The organism is Bacteroides sp. HF-4919 (assembly GCF_018860125.1).
The window spans coordinates 21881-47727 of the sequence record NZ_JAHKNF010000017.1 but is presented as its reverse complement, the minus strand read 5'-3'; the positions used below and the strand labels follow the sequence as shown (position 1 = coordinate 47727).

The 25847-nt window shown below is 44.4% G+C and carries 17 protein-coding genes; 2 read left to right on the top strand and 15 right to left on the bottom strand.

Translation table 11 applies throughout. The annotated features are described in order from the left end of the window. Positions 1-463: 463 nt before the first annotated feature. Positions 464-1024, bottom strand: coding sequence for a sugar O-acetyltransferase (locus KO473_RS21710; RefSeq protein ID WP_122130754.1), 561 nt, complete (start codon positions 1022-1024; stop codon positions 464-466). A gap of 5 nt (positions 1025-1029) precedes the next feature. Continuing rightward, complete coding sequence (yaaA, locus tag KO473_RS21705) at positions 1030-1803, bottom strand: peroxide stress protein YaaA (RefSeq protein ID WP_122130755.1); 774 nt, start codon at positions 1801-1803, stop codon at positions 1030-1032. Between the two features lie 121 nt (positions 1804-1924). Between yaaA and KO473_RS21700 the strand changes: the two genes are divergently transcribed. Beyond that, a complete protein-coding gene (locus KO473_RS21700; RefSeq protein ID WP_005811185.1) occupies positions 1925-4144 on the top strand; it encodes a beta-N-acetylglucosaminidase in 2220 nt (739 codons plus the stop codon). Positions 4145-4338: 194 nt separating this feature from the next. On the opposite strand, the gene KO473_RS21695 is transcribed toward KO473_RS21700, so the two are convergent. The 11 genes from KO473_RS21695 to carB all read right to left on the bottom strand — a co-directional run bounded on the left by KO473_RS21695 (position 4339) and on the right by carB (position 21688). Continuing rightward, positions 4339-4722, bottom strand: coding sequence for a hypothetical protein (locus KO473_RS21695; protein WP_005782415.1), 384 nt, complete (start codon positions 4720-4722; stop codon positions 4339-4341). A gap of 14 nt (positions 4723-4736) precedes the next feature. Continuing rightward, positions 4737-6395, bottom strand: coding sequence for a FimB/Mfa2 family fimbrial subunit (locus KO473_RS21690; protein WP_122130756.1), 1659 nt, complete (start codon positions 6393-6395; stop codon positions 4737-4739). Positions 6396-6430: 35 nt separating this feature from the next. Continuing rightward, positions 6431-9082 (bottom strand): BACON domain-containing protein, encoded by a 2652-nt coding sequence (locus KO473_RS21685; protein WP_181996062.1) that lies wholly within the window; start codon positions 9080-9082, stop codon positions 6431-6433. Continuing rightward, on the bottom strand, positions 9021-11483 hold the full coding sequence (locus KO473_RS21680) for a Calx-beta domain-containing protein (protein WP_122130758.1): 2463 nt from the start codon (positions 11481-11483) through the stop codon (positions 9021-9023). The genes KO473_RS21685 and KO473_RS21680 overlap by 62 nt, the downstream gene beginning before the upstream one ends. 23 nt (positions 11484-11506) lie before the next feature. After that, positions 11507-13357 (bottom strand): OmpA family protein, encoded by a 1851-nt coding sequence (locus tag KO473_RS21675; RefSeq protein WP_005821994.1) that lies wholly within the window; start codon positions 13355-13357, stop codon positions 11507-11509. Between the two features lie 24 nt (positions 13358-13381). Further along, a complete protein-coding gene (locus tag KO473_RS21670) occupies positions 13382-13978 on the bottom strand; it encodes a DUF3575 domain-containing protein (protein WP_005811199.1) in 597 nt (198 codons plus the stop codon). A 29-nt stretch (positions 13979-14007) separates the two neighbouring features. Then, positions 14008-14919, bottom strand: coding sequence for a FimB/Mfa2 family fimbrial subunit (locus KO473_RS21665; protein ID WP_122130759.1), 912 nt, complete (start codon positions 14917-14919; stop codon positions 14008-14010). A gap of 110 nt (positions 14920-15029) precedes the next feature. Continuing rightward, complete coding sequence (locus tag KO473_RS21660; protein ID WP_122130760.1) at positions 15030-16283, bottom strand: FimB/Mfa2 family fimbrial subunit; 1254 nt, start codon at positions 16281-16283, stop codon at positions 15030-15032. A 393-nt stretch (positions 16284-16676) separates the two neighbouring features. Then, positions 16677-17621 carry a Tsr15 family tyrosine-type DNA invertase gene (locus tag KO473_RS21655; RefSeq protein WP_122130761.1) on the bottom strand — a complete coding sequence of 315 codons (945 nt, stop codon included), beginning with the start codon at positions 17619-17621 and terminating at the stop codon, positions 16677-16679. Positions 17622-17835: 214 nt separating this feature from the next. Further along, complete coding sequence (locus KO473_RS21650; protein WP_005791781.1) at positions 17836-18264, bottom strand: polymer-forming cytoskeletal protein; 429 nt, start codon at positions 18262-18264, stop codon at positions 17836-17838. A 202-nt stretch (positions 18265-18466) separates the two neighbouring features. Beyond that, positions 18467-21688 (bottom strand): carbamoyl-phosphate synthase (glutamine-hydrolyzing) large subunit, encoded by a 3222-nt coding sequence (carB, locus tag KO473_RS21645; protein ID WP_005811211.1) that lies wholly within the window; start codon positions 21686-21688, stop codon positions 18467-18469. Between the two features lie 323 nt (positions 21689-22011). Here carB and trpS point away from each other — a divergent pair, with 323 nt between their 5' ends. After that, positions 22012-23103: a tryptophan--tRNA ligase gene (gene trpS, locus KO473_RS21640; RefSeq protein ID WP_005782386.1), complete on the top strand. Its 1092-nt coding sequence runs from the start codon at positions 22012-22014 to the stop codon at positions 23101-23103. A gap of 67 nt (positions 23104-23170) precedes the next feature. Here the strand turns inward: trpS and KO473_RS21635 are convergent, their stop codons facing one another. Continuing rightward, positions 23171-24358 (bottom strand): OmpA family protein, encoded by a 1188-nt coding sequence (locus tag KO473_RS21635; protein WP_005811214.1) that lies wholly within the window; start codon positions 24356-24358, stop codon positions 23171-23173. Between the two features lie 169 nt (positions 24359-24527). Next, positions 24528-25847 (bottom strand): HlyD family secretion protein, encoded by a 1320-nt coding sequence (locus KO473_RS21630; RefSeq protein ID WP_005822001.1) that lies wholly within the window; start codon positions 25845-25847, stop codon positions 24528-24530.

Genomic DNA, 25847 nt, shown 5'->3' with positions numbered 1-25847 from the left:
TTGTCCTTTTTGCTTGCTTTAATAGGAAAAAACAGACACCGGCTGAATAAGATTGCTCAAGTCTCGGAAGTGAATTTACGCCGTCCGGACCGGTATCTTCATCCTTATACCTTTCTTCAATTAACATTGTTAACGCCTTTTGCAGGTTGTCAGGTTCTTATGCGTAAATAACAAGTCTTTTGCATTTAAAGAACTTGTTATTCACATCCAAAGAACAAGCTTTAACTCTGTGTTAAAACAAAGTTTTTGAGGATAGAAATCTTACTTTTTAAAGATATTGATTTTCAGATGGTTTATTCTAAAATTCGCTTTTTCATCTCACGGATGGACTCTTCGGAGGAAAGCCGGGATACTTGCTTTTTTATCAACTATAAACGAGGGCTTACACTTCCGAAAACTGAATTAGATTTCCATGAGTAAAAGAAAACTTACTACCAAATTTTGAAGAAGAACCTAACTTAGGTTATCCGTCCGATACCTGCCGCCGAATAACACGTGCGGGATTGCCTACCGCCACACAATCATCCGGTATATCTTTTGTAACCACGCTACCGGCTCCAATCACGCAACGGTCACCTATCGTCACCCCAGGGCAAATGACCGCTCCGCCCCCAATCCAGCAATCTTCACCAATAATAACCGGATAAGCATATTCCTTGGGATTACGGCGTTCCAGATAGTCCATCGGATGATGTGGAGTATAGATTTGCACACACGGACCTATCAGTGTATGACTTCCGATAGTGATGAATGCTCCGTCAAGGAAGGTACAATTGGCATTAACAAATACATGTTCGCCCAGACGGATGCCGTCACCATGGTCACAATGAAAAGGCGGGCAAATAACAGAGGTAGGCGGAAGGTCGGGCACCAGCTCCTCAAGTAACTCCCTGTAAGTATCGTCATACGTACTCAGTCCCCGCATCTGTGCCAATAACTTTTTAGCATGCTCAAACCGTACCTGCAACTCGGGTGCTGACATATCAGCCAGTTCGCCACTACGCATTTTTTCTATTTCAGTCATTTGGATTATTCTGTTTTTCCGTTCGTAAATACATATTTCTTTTCATCCGAAAGCTGTTCGTTGAACTCAAATCCTTCCCAAGCAAATGTTTTCAACTGGTCAACGGATTCTATCCGGTTTTTCAGGATGTAACGGGTCATCTCTCCCCTCGACATTTTAGTGTAGACCACTACTGTAGCCAGTTGCCCGTTTTTCCAGACGTGAAACTCAGGAGTCACCACACGGACCTCTCTCTCCACCCGTTTCCAATCAAAAAGTCCCCGCATCTCGTCACTCGCCAGATTACAAAGTATCCCACCGGCTTTTTTAATATCTTCTATAAACAAGTCGGTAAGAACCGGCTTCCAATACTCAAACATGGTTCGGGTACCGGGTTCGGGCAATCGGACATCTCCTTCGAGCCTGTAAGGTCGAATCACGTCGAGAGGACGCAGCAGCCCATAGCAAAACGAAGTCAACCTCAAATGGTCCTGAGCATATCGGAAATCTTCATCCGAAAAATCTTTGGGAGAAAGTCTTTTAAAAACAATCCCGGTATAAGCCAACAGCGCAGGCAGCTCCCGAGTCGCTTCGGAATGAAAGTCCTGATAGCGCTTATAATTCTCAACAGCAATCTTAGCATTTACCCGCAACAGGCGCTCCAACTCTCCGACAGAGAATTGAGACATTTGCAAAGCGACCTCCGCTGCCTCCTTCCGGAAGCGGGGAAATGTGGTGAGAGGCGTTTTCACTTTCGAAACGTCACTCATGGTTTTGGCGCAAGATAAAAGTATCAGCATAGGCTTCTTTCCTTATTTCAATGTTTCAAAGGAACAAAATTAATAGAAAAACGGGAGTATGCACTTTTTTTCTTACTTTTGTACTGTCACTAAAACCTGAAAAACTAACATTTTACCTAAAATGAAGATTAAACGACTCTACTTACTGGGAGCCTGGCTCCTTTTGGGCGTCAGTGCTTCGGCCCAGAACACAAGTATTCAACCACAACCACAACAGATTCTTTCGGAAACGCAGGCTCTGAGTCTGCCGGATACCTATCTGATTGTCGGAGAAACAGAAGCAAACCCGCATGCCGTCAGTGCACTGAAAGCTTTACTTGCCGGAAAAAAGACAGATAAGGACGGAATTCGCATCTATATCGGTGAAAAAGGGGATAAAGCTATCCGTAAATTCGCCCGGCAAATTCCCAATCAGAAAGAAGGATATTATTTAGCTGTCAACGACAAAGAAATCGTATTGGCCGGACAAGACGAACGGGGAACCTTCTATGCTTTGCAAACCCTATCACAACTGCTGAACAATAACCAATTGCCTGTAGTTGAAATCAAGGACTATCCTTCCATCCGCTTCCGCGGTGTAGTCGAAGGATTCTATGGAACTCCATGGAGCCACGAAGCCCGTCTCCGTCAGTTGAAATTCTACGGAGAAAATAAGATGAATACCTATATCTATGGTCCTAAAGACGACCCGTATCACAGTTCCCCCAACTGGCGTTTGCCTTATCCGGAAAAAGAGGCGCTTCAGTTACAGGAGTTGGTAAAAGTGGCCAATGAAAACGAAGTGGACTTTGTATGGGCCATTCACCCGGGACAAGATATCAAATGGAATCAGGAAGACCGTGATCTGCTGCTGGCTAAATTCGAGAAGATGTATGATCTGGGAGTACGTTCGTTCGCAGTATTCTTCGATGATATTTCGGGGGAAGGAACCAACCCGAACAAACAGGCTGAACTACTGAACTACATTGACGAGAAATTTGTAAAGGCCAAACCGGACGTTACCCCGCTGGTCATGTGCCCTACCGAATATAACAAAAGCTGGTCGAACCCGAAAGGTAATTACCTGACTACTTTGGGTGAGAAACTGAACCCTTCTATCCAGATTATGTGGACGGGCGACCGTGTGATTTCCGACATAACCAAAGATGGTATTGCCTGGATCAACAAGCGCATCAAGCGCCCGGCGTATATCTGGTGGAATTTTCCGGTATCCGATTACGTACGCGACCATTTGCTGCTCGGACCGGTTTACGGCAACGACACCCAGATTGCCGATCAGATGTCAGGCTTCGTCACCAACCCGATGGAACATGCCGAAGCATCTAAAATAGCAATTTACAGTGTAGCCAGTTATGCATGGAATCCGGAAAAATATGACAGCGAACAGACATGGAAAGATGCCATACGCACCATTTTGCCGAGTGCTGCGGAGGAACTGGAATTCTTCGCCGCACACAACTCTGACCTGGGTCCGAACGGACATAAATACCGCCGGGACGAATCGGTTGAATTACAGCCTGTAGCTAAGCTTTTTCTCGACAGCTATCTGAAAAACGGCTCGTATACCGAAGCAGACTTCAACTCTTTGAAAGCAACCTTCGGCAAGATGACAGAGTCCGGTGATATTCTGATGACCAACACCGAAAACCAACCTTTGATTGCAGAAATGATGCCCTGGCTCCGTCAATTCAAATTATTGGGTGAAACCGGACAAGAAGTATTGTCTATGGTCAAAGCTTACAAAGAAGGCGATAACTCACTTTTTATCCGGAAGTACCGCCATGTGAAAGCACTGCAACAACAGATGTTCCAAGTGGACCAGACTTATAACCAAAACCCTTACCAGCCGGGTGTAAAAACAGCAACTAAAGTGATCAAACCACTGATCGACCAAACGTTCACTACGGTGACCGAACGCTATAACAAGCAAAACGGTACACAGCTGGATGCCGCAACGGACTACATGCCTCACAAACTGACGAGTGACGTAGAGCAACTACGCAATCAGCCGTTACAGATCAAAACGAACCGTATATTGGTATCGCCTGCCAACGAAGTAATCAAATGGGGAGCGGGACGTACGTTGACCATCGAACTAGATCAAGCCTATCCGGGACAGAGCCTGGATATAGATTTCGGCAAACCGGATGTAGCCGCCTGGGGACGACTTGAAGTTTCAGCCGATGGCAAAGAATGGCAGAAAGCTGACTTCAAACAGGAAAAGAACCGGATCACGCTTAACCTGAAACAAGCTCCGGTGAAAGCTGTCCGTTTCAGCAATACCGGCAATACGGAACAAGAAGTTTATCTTCGCCGTTTTATCATTACTCTGGACAAATAAAAACTTATTCAATCTGTGTAAAAAGCCCCTTCCGGTATTTTCGCTAAAATACGGAAGGGGCGCACACAAACAAAACAAACAATAATTCATCAACAGCCTTCACAGGCTATACCGATGAATATCACTAAAGATAGCATACAAAGAGTATGCTCGTGAAAAAGCTGCCTTTTCAAGGCTACAGAGGATAAGATTAATCATTCAGCATGTTCATTTACCTTCGTACAAGAGCTTTCTCTTTCCTGTAATACACGAAATTTCATTTGCTGCTGTTCCCGCCAGTAGTAAAAACCTCCACACGAAATTTTGCATAAAACAACATATTCAGTTTTACGCTTCCGCATCAGACGCAATAGAGGTGTACATAAAAACTTATCCGGTTCGGAAACACGCACCCTGATTGTTTTTCGTCCGGAAGTAGTTCCGTCCGGACAGGGCAACCAGTCTATATCAAGTATGCCCAGAAGAGAATAACAATAAAAGGCAGAATGTTCATAGGCATACCATGCTCCTTCTTCCTGATACAGGAAAATACAATCAACATTCTGTGCTTCTATTTGCAATATCTCTTCCAGGGTCATACTACCGCAACGTTCTATTGAATAACTACTATCTTACGGGCTACAGTTTCCCCGCCGGAGGCGGAAGTCATCAGTACAGTCCCTCTCCTGTTCGCTCCGAAAGCTACGTGCAAATAAGCATGCGAACTATATTTGCTACTGAGTTCCGACACCATACCGTCTCCCGGAAATGCTCCGGGAGACGCGGCGGATGGGTGCAGAAAGAGCCAGCCGGCAGACGTCGGATTCAATACCCGGACCGTCCAGTTACGGTCGGTTGAACCAACCAAATCGAAAACAAACGAATCGGTATCTTTCTGGTCCGATATAATGGGATTCCAACTGACACGAACCGGCTGAAACAGATTATCACACGTCATAGTCAAGGTTGTAGATACGGCACTATTGGCCGGTGAGGTAAAATCCCCTGTTATTTTATACTTATTACTTCCTAAAGCCTGTGCAGACAGATTGGTCAGCCAATTACAATCGGCAGGTAGGGTCAGAACCGGCTGAACACCACGGCTGGAATATACGGTACAAATATCTACACCCGTCGCCGATGTAGTCACACCTGTTTTTCCATATAGGCTGAATACATTATTAGACGATGCCATACGGTATTCACCGTCGGCCACAATACAGGGCAAATCCGTGTCTTCATCCGTCAACTCCACTTTTAGAGCATTCGAAGGTGCAGAAGCCACAGCAATATCCGGATTTTCATATCCCGGACCATTGACGCCCACCACCGTAACAATATAACGGTGGTTACGTACAATGTTCAGGGGAGCCCCGTTATTACCGTTCATCACTACCTTATAGTAGCCCTTTTTCCCCTTATACCGGGCTGCAATCACTACTCCCATATAGTCGGAAGCCGAACAATTGCGCTCATAAATGTATAAAGATGGTTCCGCACCATTAACCCAGCCCTTACGATAATCCAGATAGGTTCCACCGGTAACCGGATTTGCGGTAACGGGAGTGTTAACTTCTCCTGTGCAATCGGTCGGAGCCAGGAAGCCATGACAGGCTCCCTGATGGACGGTAATTCCTTCGATGACAAAATCATCCAGTCCGGTATTTACACCCCCACTACCCTTCTTCACTTGTATACAGGCAGTGGAACGCAACAGTTTCACACCCTCTGCTTTCGTCACGATATTGATTCCGTTGAGGGCAAAACGTCCCCACATGACCAAAGGCATCACATGGTTTAACAATGTGCTCTCTCTTTCATCCACATGTTCGAGCGAGGCTGTCTGCAAAGAAGAGATAGCCGCATTTTCCGCCATACCCAGAGTTATATCACCAAAGTTCAAACGATCCGAAGAGCCATCAGCACTCCGCCCGTTTGCAACCAGATGAATGATACGCCGTTCCGAAGTAGCATCCAAACGGACTGTGAAATTAATCCCCGTTCCGGTAACAACCAACCTGTCATTCTCTACTTTGACACGCTCCATAAACTTTGCGTCTTTGTCGAATATCAGCAAGTCTACGTTCTTAATATCGGTATCCGTATACAGGCCACCGGTACGAGTAAGCGCATTCACTGACTCCGGCTGCGGCAAGGTTACCGAAACAGCAACATCTATCTTCCCATAAGCGGGTTTCTGTTCCTCTTCCTCATGACTACACGAGACAAACAGAAAGGCAACCAGTATACCTATTATATATTGTATTTTCATACTATAGCTCTTAATTTTCATTATACACATTAAAGCTACCTCCTTTCTCCTCGATAATTATTAGAGTAAGTATCAACTACTGTAGGAGCCCAATAAGGTTTCTGAGTCTCTTCTACACTTCTCATTGGAACCCGTACCGAACGAGTACCTGTCCACACAGTTCCTTTCCAATTTATTTTTGCAGTGTGTTTCTTACGGTCATATACAATATCACAAATATGGTCATATTGCTTAGAACCGGAAGCCTGCACACTAAACTTATTTGTAGAAGTGTAAACCAGTGTTCCACCTTGATTGACAAAATTCGTACCGACATGACTCATAGTACCACCCAAATAAGCATAGATATTACAAGTCATCGGGATACCACCTCCTCTATACCATCCGGCATTTACCTGCAAGGTTACTGTACGTGGCAATAACCCCGGAGCATTCGGTTCTATGCCATGTTGACCGGGATAAGGTGCAGAATTAATTACCGGAGCATTAAAGAATGCAGTTTCTCCTTGTCCAGATTGAGCATCACCACCCCATTTCAATAGCTCCTTACTATCATAGTTAACCACACTACCTTGACTCCAGCCAACCCACTGATTCTGGAATGCATCTACCGAACTTGTATTGTAAGTAATGCCATTTACCACAACAGATGTAGGATTTCCTGTGAACCCAACTTTTACATCTACGTCATTCGAATCCCAAACAAACTGTACAACAAAATAATTAAACTCTGGGATACGAACAATTATAGCTTGAAGCACTGATACTTTAACTGTATAATCAGGATCATCAATATGTCCAAGAGTTATTTCTCCATAACGTTCTTCTTCATTTGGTTCACGATCGCAGACAAAAGTAAAAATACCGGTTGCAGGATTGTAATCCGTCTCTGGTGCGGGATGTATCCAATCTGGCTTATTAATGATAGTCAAATCACGAGTATCTCCACCATATACTTTCACATTGTTTACAGTACATGTAGTATCCGGATGCACAGTAGGCTGTGCAACCTCAATCAAATCATCGATAATACCTATAAATAAATTACTTAAATGGACAGTATCCGTATCAAGAGTCGTCATATTTTTAAAAACCGCCTGTCCTTCTCCATAATATTCATCATACAATGAATCATCACTGGTAGAGGTTCTTGTAAAAGTTACAGCTGTACTCCCTGTTGCCCCTTGGGTAGTAGCAGCAGTCGCCTTGGAACTTTGAGCCAGTAATTTCCAATTTCCACCAACAGACTGAACATCAAGTGAAGCAGTTGGATGTGGAGGACTAAATTGTAGTTTGTTGACACTAACTTTGATTGTACCTCTATCCGGTCTTTGTGTAACCGGTATTTTCTTGGTCACATTATTTGCTTTAATGGTAATATACGAAGTACGCGGATGATTATCCACATAGCTATCCAGGTCAGCAGTAATTTCCACCGCATTCCCATCCAACTTTTTCACCGAAGTAATCCACGTGGCCTCAGGTGCCTTCTCCACTGTATATTCCCGGGCATTGGTATTTACATGTATCGTGTCTTTGAATGCCAGCCCAACGGAAGCTTTATCCGTATAAAGCTGGGTCTGTGACAAATCGGCTTCCAACTGTGTATCTTGCCAGTTCAATATCTCAGTAGAGACATCGAGCTTTCCACCAAGGAAAATGCGTACCAACAAAATTCCGTTTACTCGTGGAACCCGAGGAATTACCACATCCGTCTTCTCGAAACGTGTACCTCCTTCACTGGCCAGATCGACACTCAGTTTAAGATGGCTGGTAGTCGTGTCTGTCGGAAGCGCATTCAGATAATCAGTTCCTTTATGGGCCGGCACAATAAACCGAAGCGTATCACTATACTGATGACCCGCCATTGCAGTATTATTATGTATAGTAAAGGTACCGGTCATAGGTTCCGCACTCACAGTAGGGTTGTTTTTATTGGGGTATAACCCTCCTTCCCAATTAAGAGTCGTAGGCACGTTGCTCAATTTCATGGTGTGGGTACCATTGATATCCAGTCCTCCGGCATCAGCTATCACGACTTTGACCAATGCAACGTTCCGTGAAAGTAATGCTGTTTCGGAAGCGACATTATCCTGACCGGCAATAACCTGCTGTCCGGTAATATAAGCCGTACGCAACTCAGGCATAGACGGCAAATTTCCACCGGAGGAACGGGTTTCCCACATTTTCAGTGATGAACGCCCCTGGCCACGGACAGGCTGAACCAATTCACTGTTTATATCCCTGTCGGCACTGACCAACGTAATATCCCACGTACCTGCCGCAACCGGCATGGTAAGACGGTCTGCAGCGTAAGTCACATCCGGCACTTTCTGCCTGAACTGTCCGGCAGCAGCCCCATCTCCATCAAACAGATAGACTTGCGTATTATTGATAATATCAGCAGAAGCTCTCGTCATCCTGAAAACCAATGAAGGATTACCATTGGTTCCCCCTGGCGATTCCCTGTCATCCGTACAAGCAAACGCCAGAAAAAGCAGCAAGCCCATCAACCCTGTATATATTCTTTTTCCTGTCATAGTTCTTTTTTCATCCATTTTCTTCTGAGCAGACAAGAAGACCTTGCATTTGAAATGCAAGGCACTCTTATCCCTAAGAATCATTTTATTTCCGGATCGTAAACTCTGCCATACGTTCTGCGTCAGACACACTGATCGGCTGTGCACCCGTAGGCTGGTTTACAGATTTGATTTTCAGTTTCACCTGTTTTTCCAAAGCATCCGTACTGAACAATACTACTCCATTCACATTAGCCGAACTATGGTTGCCGTCTCCACTGATGCGTAGGTCATGCAGGTTGGTAAAGACAAAGTCTTTTCCTTCTTTTGCCGTAGCATCGGGCAATGTCACACAGTTAACAATAATATCACTACCTGTGGCATTAGTCAGTAAGGCTCCGTCTGAAGCACGCAACAGCGAAACGGTGAAGAAGCCCGACACCACATTATTATTTACTCTGTGGTCGCCAAGTGAAGTTATGGCCAAGCGTGCCGGCTGATCAACAACAATTCCGCTGCAACTCAGCAATTCACCATCAAAAGCGACATTGGAACCACTCAGGCTATGTACTTTATTGAAATTCACCACCACGGTTTTAGGAAGTTCATAGCGGGTATCCTCCAATGTTCTGACATTAAAAGATGACTTTTGCGAACCATTGGCAAATATCACTCTCGGCGTCAATCCCATATCGAAATCAAGCGCATCGGCTGTGCCTTCTCCATAAATGCCATCCACTATAATATTGGCTCCCGTTGCATTAGTCAAAGGAGTTCCGTCAGTTTTGAACAACCCAAGTTCATATAAAATATCTTTTGAGCCTTCTTCGCCGCGCTCCGTACGTACCAACTTTACAACCGCCTGCTGATCTTCGATAACCGCTTTTCCTACAGGCTTCACCAGATAACTCTGCTGAACATCCGACAATAGCAATTCAAAGTCCTTCACACCTTCGATCAGATCATTCGCCTTTACCGGAACCTCAATATCCTGTTTCACCAGATAGCGGTCAGCCGTTCCGCGTGAGGGAGTGAAAGAGAGCTTTCCCTTCACCGGAGTAAAGTTATTGGCCGTTGTAGCCGATGCTTCGCGAGTGGCATAACCTACACTCACAGGAACAGGCGCTCCCTCTTTCGTGGTGGCATATCCGGTCAGTGTCACAGTAAACACAGCGGTGGCTGTTCCGTTTACCGGCTTGGTTATTTTCACGTCCGAGACATAGAGTCCATGTCCGAGCTTGACAAGACGGCTACCACTACCCAGAAAAAGTAACTCCCCGGATGATGCAGTCAAGGCCTGACGGTAAATGGTAGGTTTATTATCCGTCACATAACGGTCAAACTCTTTCTCACCTGTAGCAGAATACATACAAACCCGGCCCTCATCCGAAGACAGCAGCAACACTTCACCGTTGTTAGTCACCTTAATCTTATCAAAGTTACCATCAATCGTTCGGTCAAACTCAGCTTTTCCTGTCGGCAATATACGGACAAATGTTCCTCTGCGTGCGTTGACGTCATAAGTGGTTACCACTGATTCGCCGGTAGTCCGGTTCATACCCACACCTCTCACACTTCCGTTCGAGGTACCCGAGTACAAAGCTGTTCCGTCATTTCGCAATAAAGCGTAATATCCTTTATTACCACTGCCTCCTACTAATATATTACCATTGCGGGCCACCCGTAGATGGTTGAGCGTTGCCAATCCCTGGTTGGCAGGTATCAGTGTTTTAGCAAAAACAATATCACCTTCCGGACGAATCTTATAAATAATACCTCCATCTGTCGATGAATTACCGGTAACAATCACCGAACCGTCATTGATATTGGCGTTCAGGCCTGTCACTATAAATCGTTTAGCCGGAATGGCAGTCACATAATAAGGTTTCCCTTTATCATCTAACCGGACCACCACCGTCTGTTCTTTTTCTCTGTCTCCGGAGAAAGCCGCACAAATATATTCAGTCGTGTTGCCCAACACCTCAAACTGGTCACAATAGCCACTTCCGGTGTTCTTATACTGATAAATCACTCTACCCGATTTATCTACTTTCAAGAGAATACCTTGCCGACCGCTTCCTCCTTTCGGCTCCATACCGGAAAGTATCAATGATCCGCTTCGTAGCAGGGCACCTTTCAGAAGCTCGCTTCCTTGTCCTCCCGCATAAATATTGGTAACAATATGACCACTACGGTCTAATATGACCGCCCGTCCGCTCAGCGTCACATTATCCTTTCTGCCTTTTGTATTCATCACAGCAGATTGTCCGACAAGCAGGATACGATTGTCCTCCAACTCTGTCAGCTCATTAACAGCAGTAAACCCGGCCAACGGTAACGAAAAGAGTACCTCACCTTCTCTTCCTATCCAGGTCAGATTGTACTTCTGTCCCTCTTTGCCTACCATAGCCACTTCGTCACCGGCCAACGGGCATACCAGTTGTATCTGGTTCTTATCGCCATATTTCTTATCGAAAACCACCGGCATATATTGGGCTCTCACCTGCAGACAGGCTATGACGCTCAGCAGGAACAGTATCCACACTCTATGAATTCTTGTCTTCTTCATATATCGTTTACTTTTTTATATTTCTACCTCTTATTATATATTTCGACACGCCTTGCCCGACGGTTCACTTGTATCCAGTCGATACCTCCCTCCGGCCAGCGATGATACTCAATTTCCTCTTTCACCTCTTCCGGAGAAAGTTTTATCCTACCATGGGCCTGTATACCGAAACGTACATTTAAACCATGATTGCGCAGGAACTCTGCAACACTCTCTGCCCTTCGTTCTGACAATGAATAGTTATAACTGTCACTTCCTATCTCATCGGCAAAACCATCGAACCTCAGTTCCGAAAACCGGTAGGTACCCATTTCATTGATAAACTGCTCAAGCCTCCGTACAGATTCATCGGTCAGTTCATCCGAATCGAAATCAAAATAAAGAGTCATCAGCAAACCTTCAGGTGCATACTGCTTCAATGCAACAGACTCCGGAGAAACTGTTTCCGTAGCTCCGTTCAACAACAAAGCGCCACCCAAAATCGCATTCTCCTCACTCATCCCGTAAAAGGGCATCCCCTGCTGAGTACCTAAATCTTCTACCGTACGGAGGTAATAAATATCATCTCTTGAAGCCATCTCACGATCGGATACGAAATAAGCAGTTCGCAAATCGAGCGGGCACATATAATAATCGTTGAAGACGGAATTTACCGGATGGGGAAAATGACTGATACTGCCCGGCACTACCCCATCCTTATCATAATAAGCACTGAACAGGTCATAACCACCGAATCCCGGCAGCCCGTTAGACGAAAAGATGAGACGTCCTTTATAGATTACAGGAAAGATCTCATCACCTTCCGTGTTGACATCCGGTCCCAGATTTACAGGGGTTCCCCATGTCCGGGCCTCGTCATCCCAATGAACAACATACAAGTCGAACCCTCCGTATCCTCCCGGCATGTCGGAAGTGAACAATAATGATTTACCTTCATTGAATAAGTAAGGATGGGCATACGAAGACATCTCCTCCTGTGGAAAAGCCGGAACGTACTTCGTAAACCGTTTCTTTTTATTCTTTAGCACAGAATAGAACAACTTTGTACGGAAAGGGCGTAGTTTCCGGTCTGCCATTTCCACTGTTGTCTTCTCTTTATCGTACTCAATGACTGTAGCTACCATTGACTTCATATCCGGCGAAAAGGTCACCGGACCATTCTGCAAGTCAGCAGGTATCTTCCGGAAATATCCATAATATCTCGGAGGTTTCTGAGCCTCGGCACCGGGTTCACCGGTTTCGTCAAGTGCATAATAGTGAGTACGATGAAAGAACAACTTTCCCGGATCATTGAATTTACTGTAGCTAATGGCATAAAACGGCTGCTCACCATAATTTCCAACCCAAAATTCAGCATTCGGTGTATTCAGTGATAAACGTTTTGCCGAAAATCCGGGGTCTTCCTGAACCGAATGGCGCATGGCAAGTGCCTCTAACGTATTCTGATAACGCTGATAGCGACTATATATATCCTTATAGGCATTATCCAGGCAGATAGCTTCTGCTTTGCGGGCCTGTCCCTGAAAGCGCAAGGCATCTATATAGTCACAGACATCATCTACCCCGAGCAGATCCGGACGCAACCCCATTGCTTTATCATAATGTTCTGAGGCGCGACCGTATTCCCTCACCATAAAATACAAACGTGCTGTTTTGAGATGAAGCGCAGCCTGACTGTCCTCATCTTTTTCACGCCTGATAGCCGTTTCGTACTGGGCCATCGCTTTATCAAATTTCTGCCTGATAAAATTACGGTCTGCCCGCCGTTCTATCCGCCCTATCTTCCGCTCCTGCGCAACGGAAGGCATAGTTCCTCCCATTAAAAAAAGGAATGCGGCAGCCGACAGGAGAATCTGTATCTTCTTCTTTCTCATTTCAGCAACTTTTTATCAGTAACATTAGCGGAATATATTATAAGTAAGATTTACACCAAACTTAGTCGGCCCAATCCATCTCTTGGTTTTCTTACGTTCCAAAGGGAAATTTACATACTCTCCGCCCAAATAATATTTATTATATTGGAGGTGCGCATATCCCAGCCCAATATTCAGATCCAGCCCCCAACGAGAGTTGAAAGCAAATTTATATCCGGTTGAGATACCACCTGACACTCCCCAGCCTTTACGACGATAACTCTGTAACGGATCATTATGCTTCAACAAACCAATATTAAAGTTACCGTACATGGCATAAGGACCTATGTAAAATCCATCCCACGAATCATTAGTATAGAAGTTACGCGGATTCACATAATAGCGCAATTCAACACTGCTCTGGAGTGCCCGAAACACTTCTTCATGTTTCTTGAATAAATACGGCATCCATAGCACTTCACCGTTCACCGTGAGTTGCCTCGTCAATGTATACTCAAAGCCAACGTTAGGCGAACCGGTCAGCCAAAAAGGAATATTCACTTTGACACTTTGTGCCTGTACTCCGCTGATTAAGCAAAATAAAACGGCGACACTCAAAATATGTCGTATAACTGATTTCATTCTAATTCTCTTTTATATGTATATATGTATCATTCCATGTCCGTATCTCCACTCTCGATATCTTCGTTCCATCCTACAACCGATATCTTAATAACGGTATAAGATTCGATTTCAATAATTATACGTTTACCATGCAATAACCGTAACGGCAATCCTGTCTCCCTTTCCGTAACTTCCACGGGCAAATGGTTGACAACTGCTCCATTTTCATCGAGAAATGTATAATTCAACCTCATCGGTTCATTCTCCACAGAAGGAATAAAACGATGATCTACCTCTAATACATCGGCTTTCTCCTGTACGGGTAATGTTCCGAAATGAAACATTTTATCCTCGGGAGTCAATCGGCCGGTCAGAGTATTATTTTTGAGGTATTGCATCACAGGTGCTCCTTCCGCAAGCAATTGTACCTTCTTTATATGCGATACATCACCGGGAAATTTCTTAAACCGAACCGTTATACGTCCGGTATAGCGTTCCAGTGCTGCGGTATCGGTCTGTAAAATGCCCGGATGTACAATTGCGGGTACGAACTTCTGGAATAATATATCCGAAGGCTGTACATATCTGTTCGGTCCGGTAGAACTGCTTTTCAGAATAAAAGCAGAAGCATCCAGATGTTGCCCGTCCACAAACGTAAGACTGTCCGTATTGGTATAACAGTATACTTTATATTCGCCGGGAGTTAACCTAAAACTAAACAAGCCCGCCTCCATGCGCGGATCTTTATCCCATGGAGAGGTTGCATAACGTGCGCCGACCAATGTTCCGGCATCGTTATAGACCAGCACTCGACAATCACTAACAGTCTTGTTCAGAACCTCGGGTACAAAAACCTGATAATTCGTTTCATCTTCAAAATAATCATATGTACACGACGCAAGCGAAAGTAAGACTGCTACACCAGTAAATAATACTATGAGAAGTCTGTTTTTTCTCATGTTCTATAGTTTATTTCATTATCCTCCCCCAAGGCCCTCAAGAGCAGCAAACACACCTTCTTGCTTCCTGCTCCCGGGCTGTAATTCCAAGGGGAGTAAAAAGAAAGTTTTTACATTATAATATCTGAATTTACAATATTGCTATCCCAAGGTGTAGGAGCTCCTACAGTAATTGTCAAGCCACCATATTCCGTAGGAGTTACAGGTACAGTCGTGCTTCCGCCGGTACGTAAAGTCAGATTTACTTCACGAATCACATTCGGTACAAAATTCTCTTTAACCACTCCGGACCAATAAACGGTAGCATCACTGGGAAGTGCAGTACCATCTCCCAAAATATGTCCGGCTTTGCCACGTCCTGATACCACTATAAAATACTGACGCTGTCTGTCAGCCGTACCGGTAGTTGCAGAATCATTAACGCGTCCACCATTATTGGGGAATACAACCACATCTCTCCACATCGTAAAGTTTCCGTTTAAAATCGTTCCTCCAGGGTTATAACCGGATCCGGGCTCAGCCGTTTTAAAGACTTCACCATCCGAAATAGACAATATGTTAGTAGCAGTCGAGGTAGCACTTACTCCTCCGTCATTCCCTGCCATCACTTTCAGATAATCCGGCAAGCGATAAATCATAATAGAAGCGTCTTGTGTAAAGTCAACCCCTTTGGCGGTATTCTCATTATTCGTATTTCCTTCTTTATCCTTTACGTTCAGACGGACACGCATCAAAGAGACTTCACGTTTCAAAGCAATCGGAGATGGAGTTGCAGTAGCATCCGAAGAAATGACTACACCTGAAACAGCTCCCATAAAAATCTCGGCAGGTTCCGTATAGGCCGTATTGCCTGCCAAGGCAGTAGAACAAAAAGCAGGGAATGCACCTGGCTTATATTTCATCACCATGTTCTGCACCTGTTTCTGACGTACATTCCACATTCCCCACTCTACAGGAGTTGTGCCCCCATCCAAATAGGTATTGATAGCATCCGCTGAACTTTTCGCATTTGCTATAGCAACCATCGTATATGTACCAGCAGGCACATCTGTATAAGTAAAAGTAGTATTCCCGTCTGTTGGATTAACTACATCTGAAAACCGCACGATATTGCTTGCGTCATACAGCAAAATCTGCACCTGACGGATTTTACTCCACGATGTTTCCGGCACTGCAGTAGATTGCGCAGCTCTCGTCTTACCTCCTTGTTCCATACTTGTTCCTTCAAAGTTCAACTTAACTATAAAGTTAGTCTTCGAGTTCCCACCAGGAACTTCTCCTGAAGGAAGTTCATTGTGCTCTGAACAAGCACTCATGGCCATTGCAGCGAGCAAAGACCATAAAAACATAGATTTTTTTCTCATAAACAATTCACTTTAGTTTCTACTTAATAGTTGATTCAGACAGAATGTTAGTTTCTGATCCATTTGGCCTGCCCGTTACTTCGTAGGTAACGGGATTACACAAATTCCGAGATAAAGAAGTGTCTTTAAAGGAGTTGTTTTTACTAAAATGAATCTTTACGGTCTTAAAAAAGACAATAAAATCCTTTCCCATCTTTCAACCTGAAAAATGGAAATATCTTTTGTTGCCTTTTCCGAAAGACAACCCGCTAAAAATGTTCAGCTATTTAATATCTATTGCAAAAATAATTGTTTTATTATGCGTAATTCAAAAAATATATTTAAATTTGCCGCCGATATCATCTCCCGTTACCTACGAAGTAACGGATATTTTTTCAATTAGCAATCAAGCTATTAGCTTCTTATTTTTTTATCTATCCCCCTTTTCTTCTTCGATAAAATATATGTAATAAGAGAGCTATTCATCCGGTTTACCTCATCGTCTCTGTAGGGTTGAAAATAGGTTTCGGTTACTTTAACCGAAGAATGTCCCATAGCGTCACAAATCAAGCTTGAATTATAATTCTGCCGGAGGGCCGTTGTCGCCCAGGTATGACGGGCGGTATAAGTACTGAGTCGGTCTCTGATTCCCAATATGTTTGCCACTTGTGTCAACCGATAGTTCTGAAGGCGTAACATTCGGGCATATTGTCCATATTCATCTTTACCGGGATTCTGTATAATAGGGAAAAGATAAGGTGAGTCCGGAATTGCATACATATATTTCTGTATAATTTCCATGGCTTCCTTACCCACCACCACAGTCAGTTTACGACTGGTCTTGCGCCGGTGATACGTGATCACATTTCCCTGCAAATCACACCTGCGCAAGAAAGCAAGATCCACAAACGGCATCCCTCGAAGCAGGAACAAAAGCACAAACAGATCACGGCTGAAAGCCAATTTTCCAGGCAACGGTTTTCGGTCTGTCATCAGTCTGCATATAACTTCCGGCGAAACAGCTCTTTTCACCGGGCAATCAATACCGGTATGTACTTTATTGAAAAGACGTGGCACGTAAGTTGCCACTCCCCGCTCCAGAGCCTGATTATACACAGATCTCAGCATACGCATGTAAGTAGAAATAGTGTTCCATTTAAGTTGATCAGCCAGCAGTTTCTGTTCAAACAAAGCTAACCATTCGGGAGTCAGTTGGCTAAAGGTGATTTCACGTCCGTTCATAAATTTTTTCAGTCGATTTAAAGTGCTCTGATATACATGGGCAGTACCATTACGTTGCTCTTTTTTCAGTTCGACTATTCGCTTCTCCATAAATCGAGTCAAAAGTTCTTTTTTCATTTTAAGTCTGTTTAGATTACAAATTAAATTATCGCATGCTTTTGCTTATCATTTCATATATCGGACTGATATTTCAACAAATCGCAAAAAGCGTAGTGCCATAACAAACCAACTGCATAATTATCTCTTTTTTTAGATAACTTTGCAGCCTTCGAAAAACTTTTAACCACAATTGGAATAGACCGAGCCGGCTCTTCTCAAAACACCGCTTCAATCATTTCTCAGTATCCACAGTCTCAGGCTTCACAACCTGACTTGTCACAAGTGTATCTTTCTCAGTAGTATTACAAGTACCATTAAACCTGGCTTTCGATTCTATTTCAAGTTTACATGTATAAACATCACCATTCATTGTACATCCCGATTTCATTATCAAATCTTCTGCCACCTGAATATCTCCCTGCAACATCCCGTGTAACACAGCACCGGTACACGTCACATTCCCTTTGATCCTTCCTTGAGGACCAATCACCACTTTCCCTCTACAAGAAACATTTCCCTCTATTATTCCATCTAAACGTAAATCCCCTTCCACCGTGATCGTTCCTTTCACCATTGTTCCCAATGCTATTGTAGTCAGTTTATCAACACCGACTTTCACAGTCTTTACAGAATAATCTTCATTCTTCTTTTTTCCAAACATATTAAAATCTGAATTATGTAAATTAAAAAAAGGACGAACATTCTTCTGATACCAAATATTAAGTAGATTACAAATATAAGTTAATTATAAGACAGGCGGAAAAAAAGGCGGGAAAATGATCGTATATAATCATAAAAAAGGGGAAAAACCGTTTATCGGTTTCTCCCCTCTCTCTCCTATTATTAAATTGTTGCAAACAGAATTATTTATATTCCTGCCAGCTCTTTATCTGAATATCTTCCAGTTTCAGATCGCAGAATGCCTCGATAAACGCACTTGCCAGACGAGCATTGGTGATCAATGGAATATTGTGATCGATCGCTCCACGACGGATGCGATAACCATTTGTTAACTCACGTTTCGAATGATTCTTCGGAATATTCACAATCAAGTCGAACTTATGGTCGGCAATCATCTTCATCACATTATTCTCAGCTCCCGGTTTTTCATCCGGCCAGTAAACCGGAGTAGTATCTACCCCATGTGCATTCAGGAAAGCAGCAGTACCGGCTGTTGCATAAATCTTATACCCTTGGTTGAACAACATGCGGCTTGCTTCCAGCAAATCGACTTTCGACTTCATTGCACCTGAAGAGAACATCACTCCCTTTTCAGGAATTTTAAAGCCGGTAGCAATCATTGCATTCAGCAGTGCTTCAGAAAAGTCGTCACCAATGCAGCCCACCTCACCGGTAGACGACATATCTACACCTAAAACCGGATCGGCTTTGTGCAAACGTGAGAAAGAGAATTGAGAAGCTTTCACTCCAATCCAGTCGATATCAAATGCCGACTTATCGGGACGACTGTATGGAGCGTCGAGCATAATGCGGGTAGCTGTTTCGATAAAGTTACGTTTCAACACCTTCGAGACAAACGGGAAACTGCGTGAAGCACGCAAGTTACATTCGATTACTTTGACTTCGTTGTTGCGAGCCAGGAATTGAATATTGAACGGTCCCGAAATATTAAGCTCTTTCGCAATCTGGCGGCTGATTTTCTTAATGCGGCGCGCTGTTGCAAAATAGATTTTTTGTGCCGGGAATACCAGCGTAGCGTCACCCGAGTGCACTCCGGCAAACTCGATATGTTCTGAGATAGCATATTCTACCACTTCTCCATTCTGTGCCACCGCGTCGAATTCAATTTCCTTGGTATTCTCAAGGAACTGAGAAACAACTACCGGATACTCTTTCGATACCTCAGCAGCCATCTTCAGGAAGTTCTCCAACTCCTCGTCATCATAGCAAACATTCATCGCAGCTCCCGAAAGTACATAAGACGGACGAACCAGCACCGGATAACCTACTTTCTCCACAAACCCTTTCACATCTTCCAAGCTGGTCAGCTCCTGCCATGCCGGCTGGTCGATACCCAACTGATCAAGCATTGCAGAGAACTTATTACGGTTTTCTGCCCGGTCGATAGAAACAGGAGAAGTACCCAATACCGGAACAGACTGACGATACAGTTTCATGGCAAGGTTATTCGGAATCTGTCCACCTACGGATACAATCACACCGCGAGGTTGTTCCAGATCGATCACATCGAGCACACGTTCGAACGAAAGTTCGTCGAAGTACAGACGGTCACACATATCATAATCAGTAGACACCGTTTCGGGATTATAATTAATCATAATCGATTTATATCCCAGTTTGCGGGCAGTCTGCACAGCATTTACCGAGCACCAGTCAAACTCAACCGAGCTACCAATGCGATAAGCGCCCGATCCTAACACAACTACTGACTTTTCATTTTTATAATAGTTCACATCATATCCCTGAACCGCATAAGTCATATAAAGGTAGTTTGTCAGTTCCGGATGTTCGGAAGCAATGGTATTGATGCGTTTCACGGCCGGAAGGATACCCAGTTCTTTACGACGGGCACGTACCATCAGGTTCTCTTTCTCCATATTTCCTGCCGGATTCAACACAAAGCGCGCAATCTGGAAATCAGAGAAGCCCAGCACTTTGGCTTCCCTCAATACGTCTGCAGGAATATCCTCTACCTTATCATAAGCAGACAACTTCGCTTTATAGTCAACGATATTTTTCAGTTTGCCCAAGAACCACGGGTCAATCTTTGTCAGTTCATGGATACGCTCTATCGTATAGCCATCTTCCATGGCCTGAGCCAGAGCGAAAACACGTAAATCCGTCGGGTGAGAAAGCTCCTTATCCAGATCCTCAAAATGCACATCGTCGTTACCGACAAACCCATGCATACCTTGACCGATCATGCGGAGACCTTTCTGGATAATCTCTTCAAACGAACGGCCTATCGACATAATCTCACCAACCGATTTCATGCTCGATCCGATCTCACGAGATACACCGGCAAATTTAGTCAAGTCCCAACGAGGAATTTTACAAATATAGTAATCAAGTTGCGGAGCCACATAAGCGGAATTCGGAGTTCCCATCTCACCAATCTGGTCGAGTGTGTAGCCCAATGCCACTTTCGCAGCCACAAATGCCAACGGATAGCCGGTTGCCTTCGAAGCCAAGGCCGACGAACGGCTCAAACGTGCATTCACCTCAATCACACGATAATCATCCGTATCCGAATTGAATGCATACTGAATGTTACATTCACCTACAATACCCAGATGGCGGATACATTTAGTTGAAAGTTCCTGCAACATTTTCAATTCTTTGTCGTCCAATGAGCAAGTCGGAGCTACCACGATCGATTCGCCGGTATGAATGCCCAACGGATCAAAGTTTTCCATGCTTGCTACCGTAAAACAGTGGTCATTCGCATCACGGATCACCTCAAACTCAATTTCTTTCCATCCTTTCAACGACTCTTCCACCAGAATCTGTTTAGAGAAAGCAAATGAGCTCTCAGCCAATTTGAGGAATTCCTCTTCATTGGCACAAATACCACTTCCGAGTCCTCCCAGCGCGTAAGCCGAACGAACCATCACCGGATAACCAATGCGACGTGCAGCAGCAATAGCATCTTCCATGCTTTCTACAGCCTGGCTGACCGGAGTTTTCATATCAATCTCGTTGAGCTTCTTCACAAACAGGTCACGGTCTTCCGTATACATGATAGCCTCAACCGAAGTACCCAATACTTTCACACCATATTTATCCAGAATACCTTGTGTATAAAGCTCTGCACCGCAGTTCAAGGCAGTCTGTCCGCCGAATGCGAGAAGAATGCCGTCGGGACGTTCTTTCTTAATAATCTCCTCTACAAAATAAGTAGTCACGGGAAGGAAATACACCTTATCAGCAATTCCCTCGGAAGTCTGAATGGTTGCGATGTTCGGATTGACCAATACCGAATTGATGCCTTCTTCTTTCAAGGCCTTCAGTGCCTGTGAACCGGAATAATCAAACTCTCCGGCTTGTCCGATTTTGAGTGCGCCTGAACCCAAAACAAGGACTTTTTTCATTTCCTTTTCCATTTCTTTTATTGTCATTATAAGTTGTTATTTCTACGTATCCGCACAAAAAAAATGCGTTACCCTCAATAAAGGACTAACGCATTACCAAAGAACTAAATATCGTTTTTGGAGAAAAGAGAAGAAGTAGGCTGATTCCGGGTGAAATACACTCGAACGGAGATAATACTTGCTTCTGATTTCCTGTTGATTCATTGCTATTTCAAAGTTTGTGCAAAGTAACGACTTATTTCTATAATTACAAAGGAATCTGGTAAGAATATTCGTTTTATTTGTTACTTCAGCTGATTCTGACTATCTTTGTCCTTCGATTAAAAATAAAAATAATGGGAAAAGAAAAAATCATATTGACAGGTGACCGTCCTACCGGAAAACTCCATATCGGACACTACGTAGGTTCACTGAAACGAAGAGTCGAACTACAGAATTCCGGCTTGTTTGACAAAACTTTCATCTTCATCGCCGATGCGCAGGCATTGACCGATAACATCGATAACCCCGAAAAAGTACGCCAAAACGTAATTGAAGTAGCCCTCGATTATCTGGCTTGCGGACTCGATCCGGAAAAGTCGACAATCTTCATCCAGTCCCAGATTCCGGAACTGTGCGAATTGACATTCTATTATATGGATCTCGTCACCGTATCACGCCTGCAACGTAACCCTACCGTGAAGACGGAAATACAGATGCGCAACTTCGAAACCAGCATTCCTGTAGGTTTCTTCACTTATCCCATCAGCCAAGCTGCCGATATCACTGCCTTCCGTGCCACTACAGTACCGGTAGGTGAAGATCAGGAGCCCATGATCGAGCAGGCCAGAGAAATTGTCCGCCGTTTCAATTATATCTACGGAGAAACATTAGTCGAGCCGGAAATCCTTCTACCGGACAACGCAGCCTGCCTGCGCCTGCCGGGTACCGATGGAAAAGCCAAAATGAGTAAATCGTTAGGCAACTGCATTTACCTTTCCGAAGAAGCGGACGAGGTACAGAAGAAAGTAATGAGCATGTTCACCGACCCCGATCACTTACGGGTTCAAGACCCGGGCAAAATCGAAGGTAATACCGTATTTACATATTTGGATGCCTTCTGCCGTCCCGAACATTTCGAACGTTATCTGCCCGACTATCCGAGCCTCGATGAACTGAAAGCTCATTATCAACGCGGCGGCCTGGGAGATGTAAAGGTGAAACGCTTCCTCAACGCTATTATGCAAGAAGAACTGGAACCTATCCGTAATCGCCGGAAAGAATTTGAGAAAGACATTCCTGCCATCTACGAAATGTTGAGAAAAGGCTGTGAAGTGGCAAGAGCTGCCGCTGCCGATACGTTATCCGATGTTCGTAAGGCCATGAAGATAAACTATTTCGATGATGCCGAACTGATCAACGAACAAGTAAAGCGATTCAATAAATAAAAAAAGAAACGCCCTGTTACCAGTCCGGCAACAGGGCGCTTTCTTTTAAAGAAGGTTGAGTCTGAATTTATTTAGCAGACTCTACTAATACAACGCGGTTTAGGTAAATAGGTTTACCGAATTTATCCACACCACCTCCGGCATCAACTTTCAAGCGGCTGGAATCCACTCCGTATTTCTTAACCAATGCATTGACAACAGCCTGAGCACGTTTCTGGCTCAACTCCTTATTGAATGCAGGAGTACCGGTTGCCGAGTCAGCATATCCGTATACGGTATATTGTGTATCCGGGAATTCTTTCATCTTAGCAGCCAGATAAGACAAGTTCATCTCTTCACGCGGAGACAGTTCAGAAGAACCGATTGTGAAGAATACAGTACGCGGAGCAATATTAGCATCCGTTACAACTACTTGTTCGGCAACTTCTGCCACCGGCTGGTTCTGTGCATCAACCAACTGCTGTTGCAGTGACTGGTTGGCAGCAGCCATTTCATTCATCTGGCGACGCATATTGGCCAATTCTATTTCAGAGATAATCTGTGGCATCGGACGGGCAAATCCACGGGCCGGGAAGCGGTAAGTCAGACCTGCAGTCAGGCTGGCAACGCCATCATACCCATGTTTTCCACCAATTTCTCCGTCAAACTTATCTTCAGCCAGCATACCACCGATTTCGATATTGATATCTACCGCACTCGATACGCGGAAACGGTTGATAATACCTGCGTTCATAGCAAATGCCTCACGATGAGGTTTAGAGTATGAATGAGTAAAACCCGCTCCCAAATAAGGGATAATTTCATATACACGGTGAGAGTTGTATCCGCCAAACAGAGCATTCAAATTGAACATCACGTCACCGTGAAGATTCATATAGTTGAATTTCTGTTTATAATACCCATTGGCCAGTTTACCACTCTTCACAAAATCGGCTGTTTCCGAATGGGCAAAGCCGCGCCCCTGCAAGCCACTGTACTGCAATCGCAATCCCAACCCGGGAGTAAACCATTTACCGACAGCCACATTCAATGTCGGACTGATACGGTCTCTGAACTTTCCGGCATGGTCGTTGTCACCAAACATGGCTTCGGCACCGCCACCGATAGAAAAGAACCAGTTATCCCAGAAGGAGTTAGTGATTACTTGATATTTGTCTTGTACCTGGATAACTTCGTATCCCGTAATCGTAGTTTGTTGCGCTGAAGCAACAGATGTAACGCCGGCTAAAGCCAGCAGCATTAGAATCTTTTTCATATACCTTAATAGTTAAAGTGGTTATTACAAATCTTCCTATTTATTATTGAAACTATTTAAATAACACCAACGAAACTAAAAGGTTTTGGATAAATGAAAATTTCCGAAGCATTTTCTACAAAGATCCGGAGATACACCTTATTATATATAGCTCCAAAGCTACTTTGACCTATTTTTGTTCCATGAAAATTTTTCGTAGCGGCATAATCAATCTTTCCAGCAGCCGAAGATCGTCCGTGATAATTTCCGCACTTCCCTTCATCTCACGAGTCAACGGCAGCATCTTTCCATAGTTGGTTGTCAACCCATCCGGCAAAGCAATATCGACCACATACATGCCTTCCGCCGTCGGCAGAGGCGAAACACTTCTCACCTCCCCCCTTACATAACCAAACTCCTGGTCCGGATAATTATTCAGACGCAAATTCACACGCTGTCCGGCCTTTACTTTACCCGATCCCTGTAAAGGCAGCAATGCCGTCCCTACAGGCAAGGATTCCTCTTTCGGGGCAACCACAAAAACGGTAGCCCCCGACTCCACATACTGATTCACGCTCCACACATTCAGAAAAGTAACTTTTCCTCCGACCGGACTTCGAAGCAGGTAATGTTGTTCCCACGCCGCAAGCTGACCCAACAACTGATCCGTAGCATTTCTCAGATTCACCTCCTGCGTCTGCTGCTCTTCAAACGCCTGTTTTTCCAGATCAAGCAATGCCTCTTCCGATTGCTCTATCTGCATATCTACCTGAGTTAACTGCATACGGGCCGATTCCTTTGACTGAAGGCTTTGCAAGTAGCGACTGCCGGACTGTTCAAACTCCGTAATAATCATCGCCTTACGATGATAAAGAATCGAATCTCTTGCATATGAGGCATGAGCTAAAGCATATTCTTTCTCTATCAGAAAATATTGCCTCCGAACCTGATCATAATATTTCTTCTGTGTAGCCAGCAATTCTTTCTGTGACTGCAACTTCTTTGCATAATATCCTAACTCTTTCATACGAACCACCTCGGAGAGGGTACTCACAAATCCTGCATAAGCCGACTGTATCTCACCCAGCCGCCAGCGGTCGGTCTCCGAAAGCAGAAAAAGGTTTTTCCCCGATTCCGGTGTATATCCTTCCTGCTTCCACTTCTGCATCTTCCCCTTCAAAGAAAACACATCCACCGCACGAGCCGTATTCTCTATTACACCCAAATTCATATCCGGCTTCACCTCCTGGCCGTTCTGTACATACAGGTCCGCCAATCTACCGGCCGAACGTGCCATTACATAAGATGGAGGCTCCTGTGTACTCACCGTCACCTCTGCAGTTATCACATCCGGATATTTAAACCAATAGCTGCCTGCCACCAACACCACTACGATGATAAACAATACCGTAATGCCACTACACAGAATCCACGCCGGAACACGGTTCATCACCTCCTGTACCTCTTCACTGCGAAGCTCGATTTCTTTATGTGTGTGCTCCTTTTCCAT

Excerpts from the sequence above, each read along its gene's own strand:
- KO473_RS21710 (WP_122130754.1), bottom strand. The coding sequence starts at position 1,024 with ATGACTGAAATAGAAAAAATGCGTAGTGGCGAACTGGCTGATATGTCA.
- yaaA (WP_122130755.1), bottom strand. The coding sequence starts at position 1,803 with ATGCTGATACTTTTATCTTGCGCCAAAACCATGAGTGACGTTTCGAAA.
- KO473_RS21700 (WP_005811185.1), top strand. The coding sequence starts at position 1,925 with ATGAAGATTAAACGACTCTACTTACTGGGAGCCTGGCTCCTTTTGGGC.
- KO473_RS21695 (WP_005782415.1), bottom strand. The coding sequence starts at position 4,722 with ATGACCCTGGAAGAGATATTGCAAATAGAAGCACAGAATGTTGATTGT.
- KO473_RS21690 (WP_122130756.1), bottom strand. The coding sequence starts at position 6,395 with ATGAAAATACAATATATAATAGGTATACTGGTTGCCTTTCTGTTTGTC.
- KO473_RS21680 (WP_122130758.1), bottom strand. The coding sequence starts at position 11,483 with ATGAAGAAGACAAGAATTCATAGAGTGTGGATACTGTTCCTGCTGAGC.
- KO473_RS21675 (WP_005821994.1), bottom strand. The coding sequence starts at position 13,357 with ATGAGAAAGAAGAAGATACAGATTCTCCTGTCGGCTGCCGCATTCCTT.
- KO473_RS21670 (WP_005811199.1), bottom strand. The coding sequence starts at position 13,978 with ATGAAATCAGTTATACGACATATTTTGAGTGTCGCCGTTTTATTTTGC.
- KO473_RS21665 (WP_122130759.1), bottom strand. The coding sequence starts at position 14,919 with ATGAGAAAAAACAGACTTCTCATAGTATTATTTACTGGTGTAGCAGTC.
- KO473_RS21660 (WP_122130760.1), bottom strand. The coding sequence starts at position 16,283 with ATGAGAAAAAAATCTATGTTTTTATGGTCTTTGCTCGCTGCAATGGCC.
- KO473_RS21655 (WP_122130761.1), bottom strand. The coding sequence starts at position 17,621 with ATGAAAAAAGAACTTTTGACTCGATTTATGGAGAAGCGAATAGTCGAA.
- KO473_RS21650 (WP_005791781.1), bottom strand. The coding sequence starts at position 18,264 with ATGTTTGGAAAAAAGAAGAATGAAGATTATTCTGTAAAGACTGTGAAA.
- carB (WP_005811211.1), bottom strand. The coding sequence starts at position 21,688 with ATGGAAAAGGAAATGAAAAAAGTCCTTGTTTTGGGTTCAGGCGCACTC.
- trpS (WP_005782386.1), top strand. The coding sequence starts at position 22,012 with ATGGGAAAAGAAAAAATCATATTGACAGGTGACCGTCCTACCGGAAAA.
- KO473_RS21635 (WP_005811214.1), bottom strand. The coding sequence starts at position 24,358 with ATGAAAAAGATTCTAATGCTGCTGGCTTTAGCCGGCGTTACATCTGTT.
- KO473_RS21630 (WP_005822001.1), bottom strand. The coding sequence starts at position 25,847 with ATGGAAAAGGAGCACACACATAAAGAAATCGAGCTTCGCAGTGAAGAG.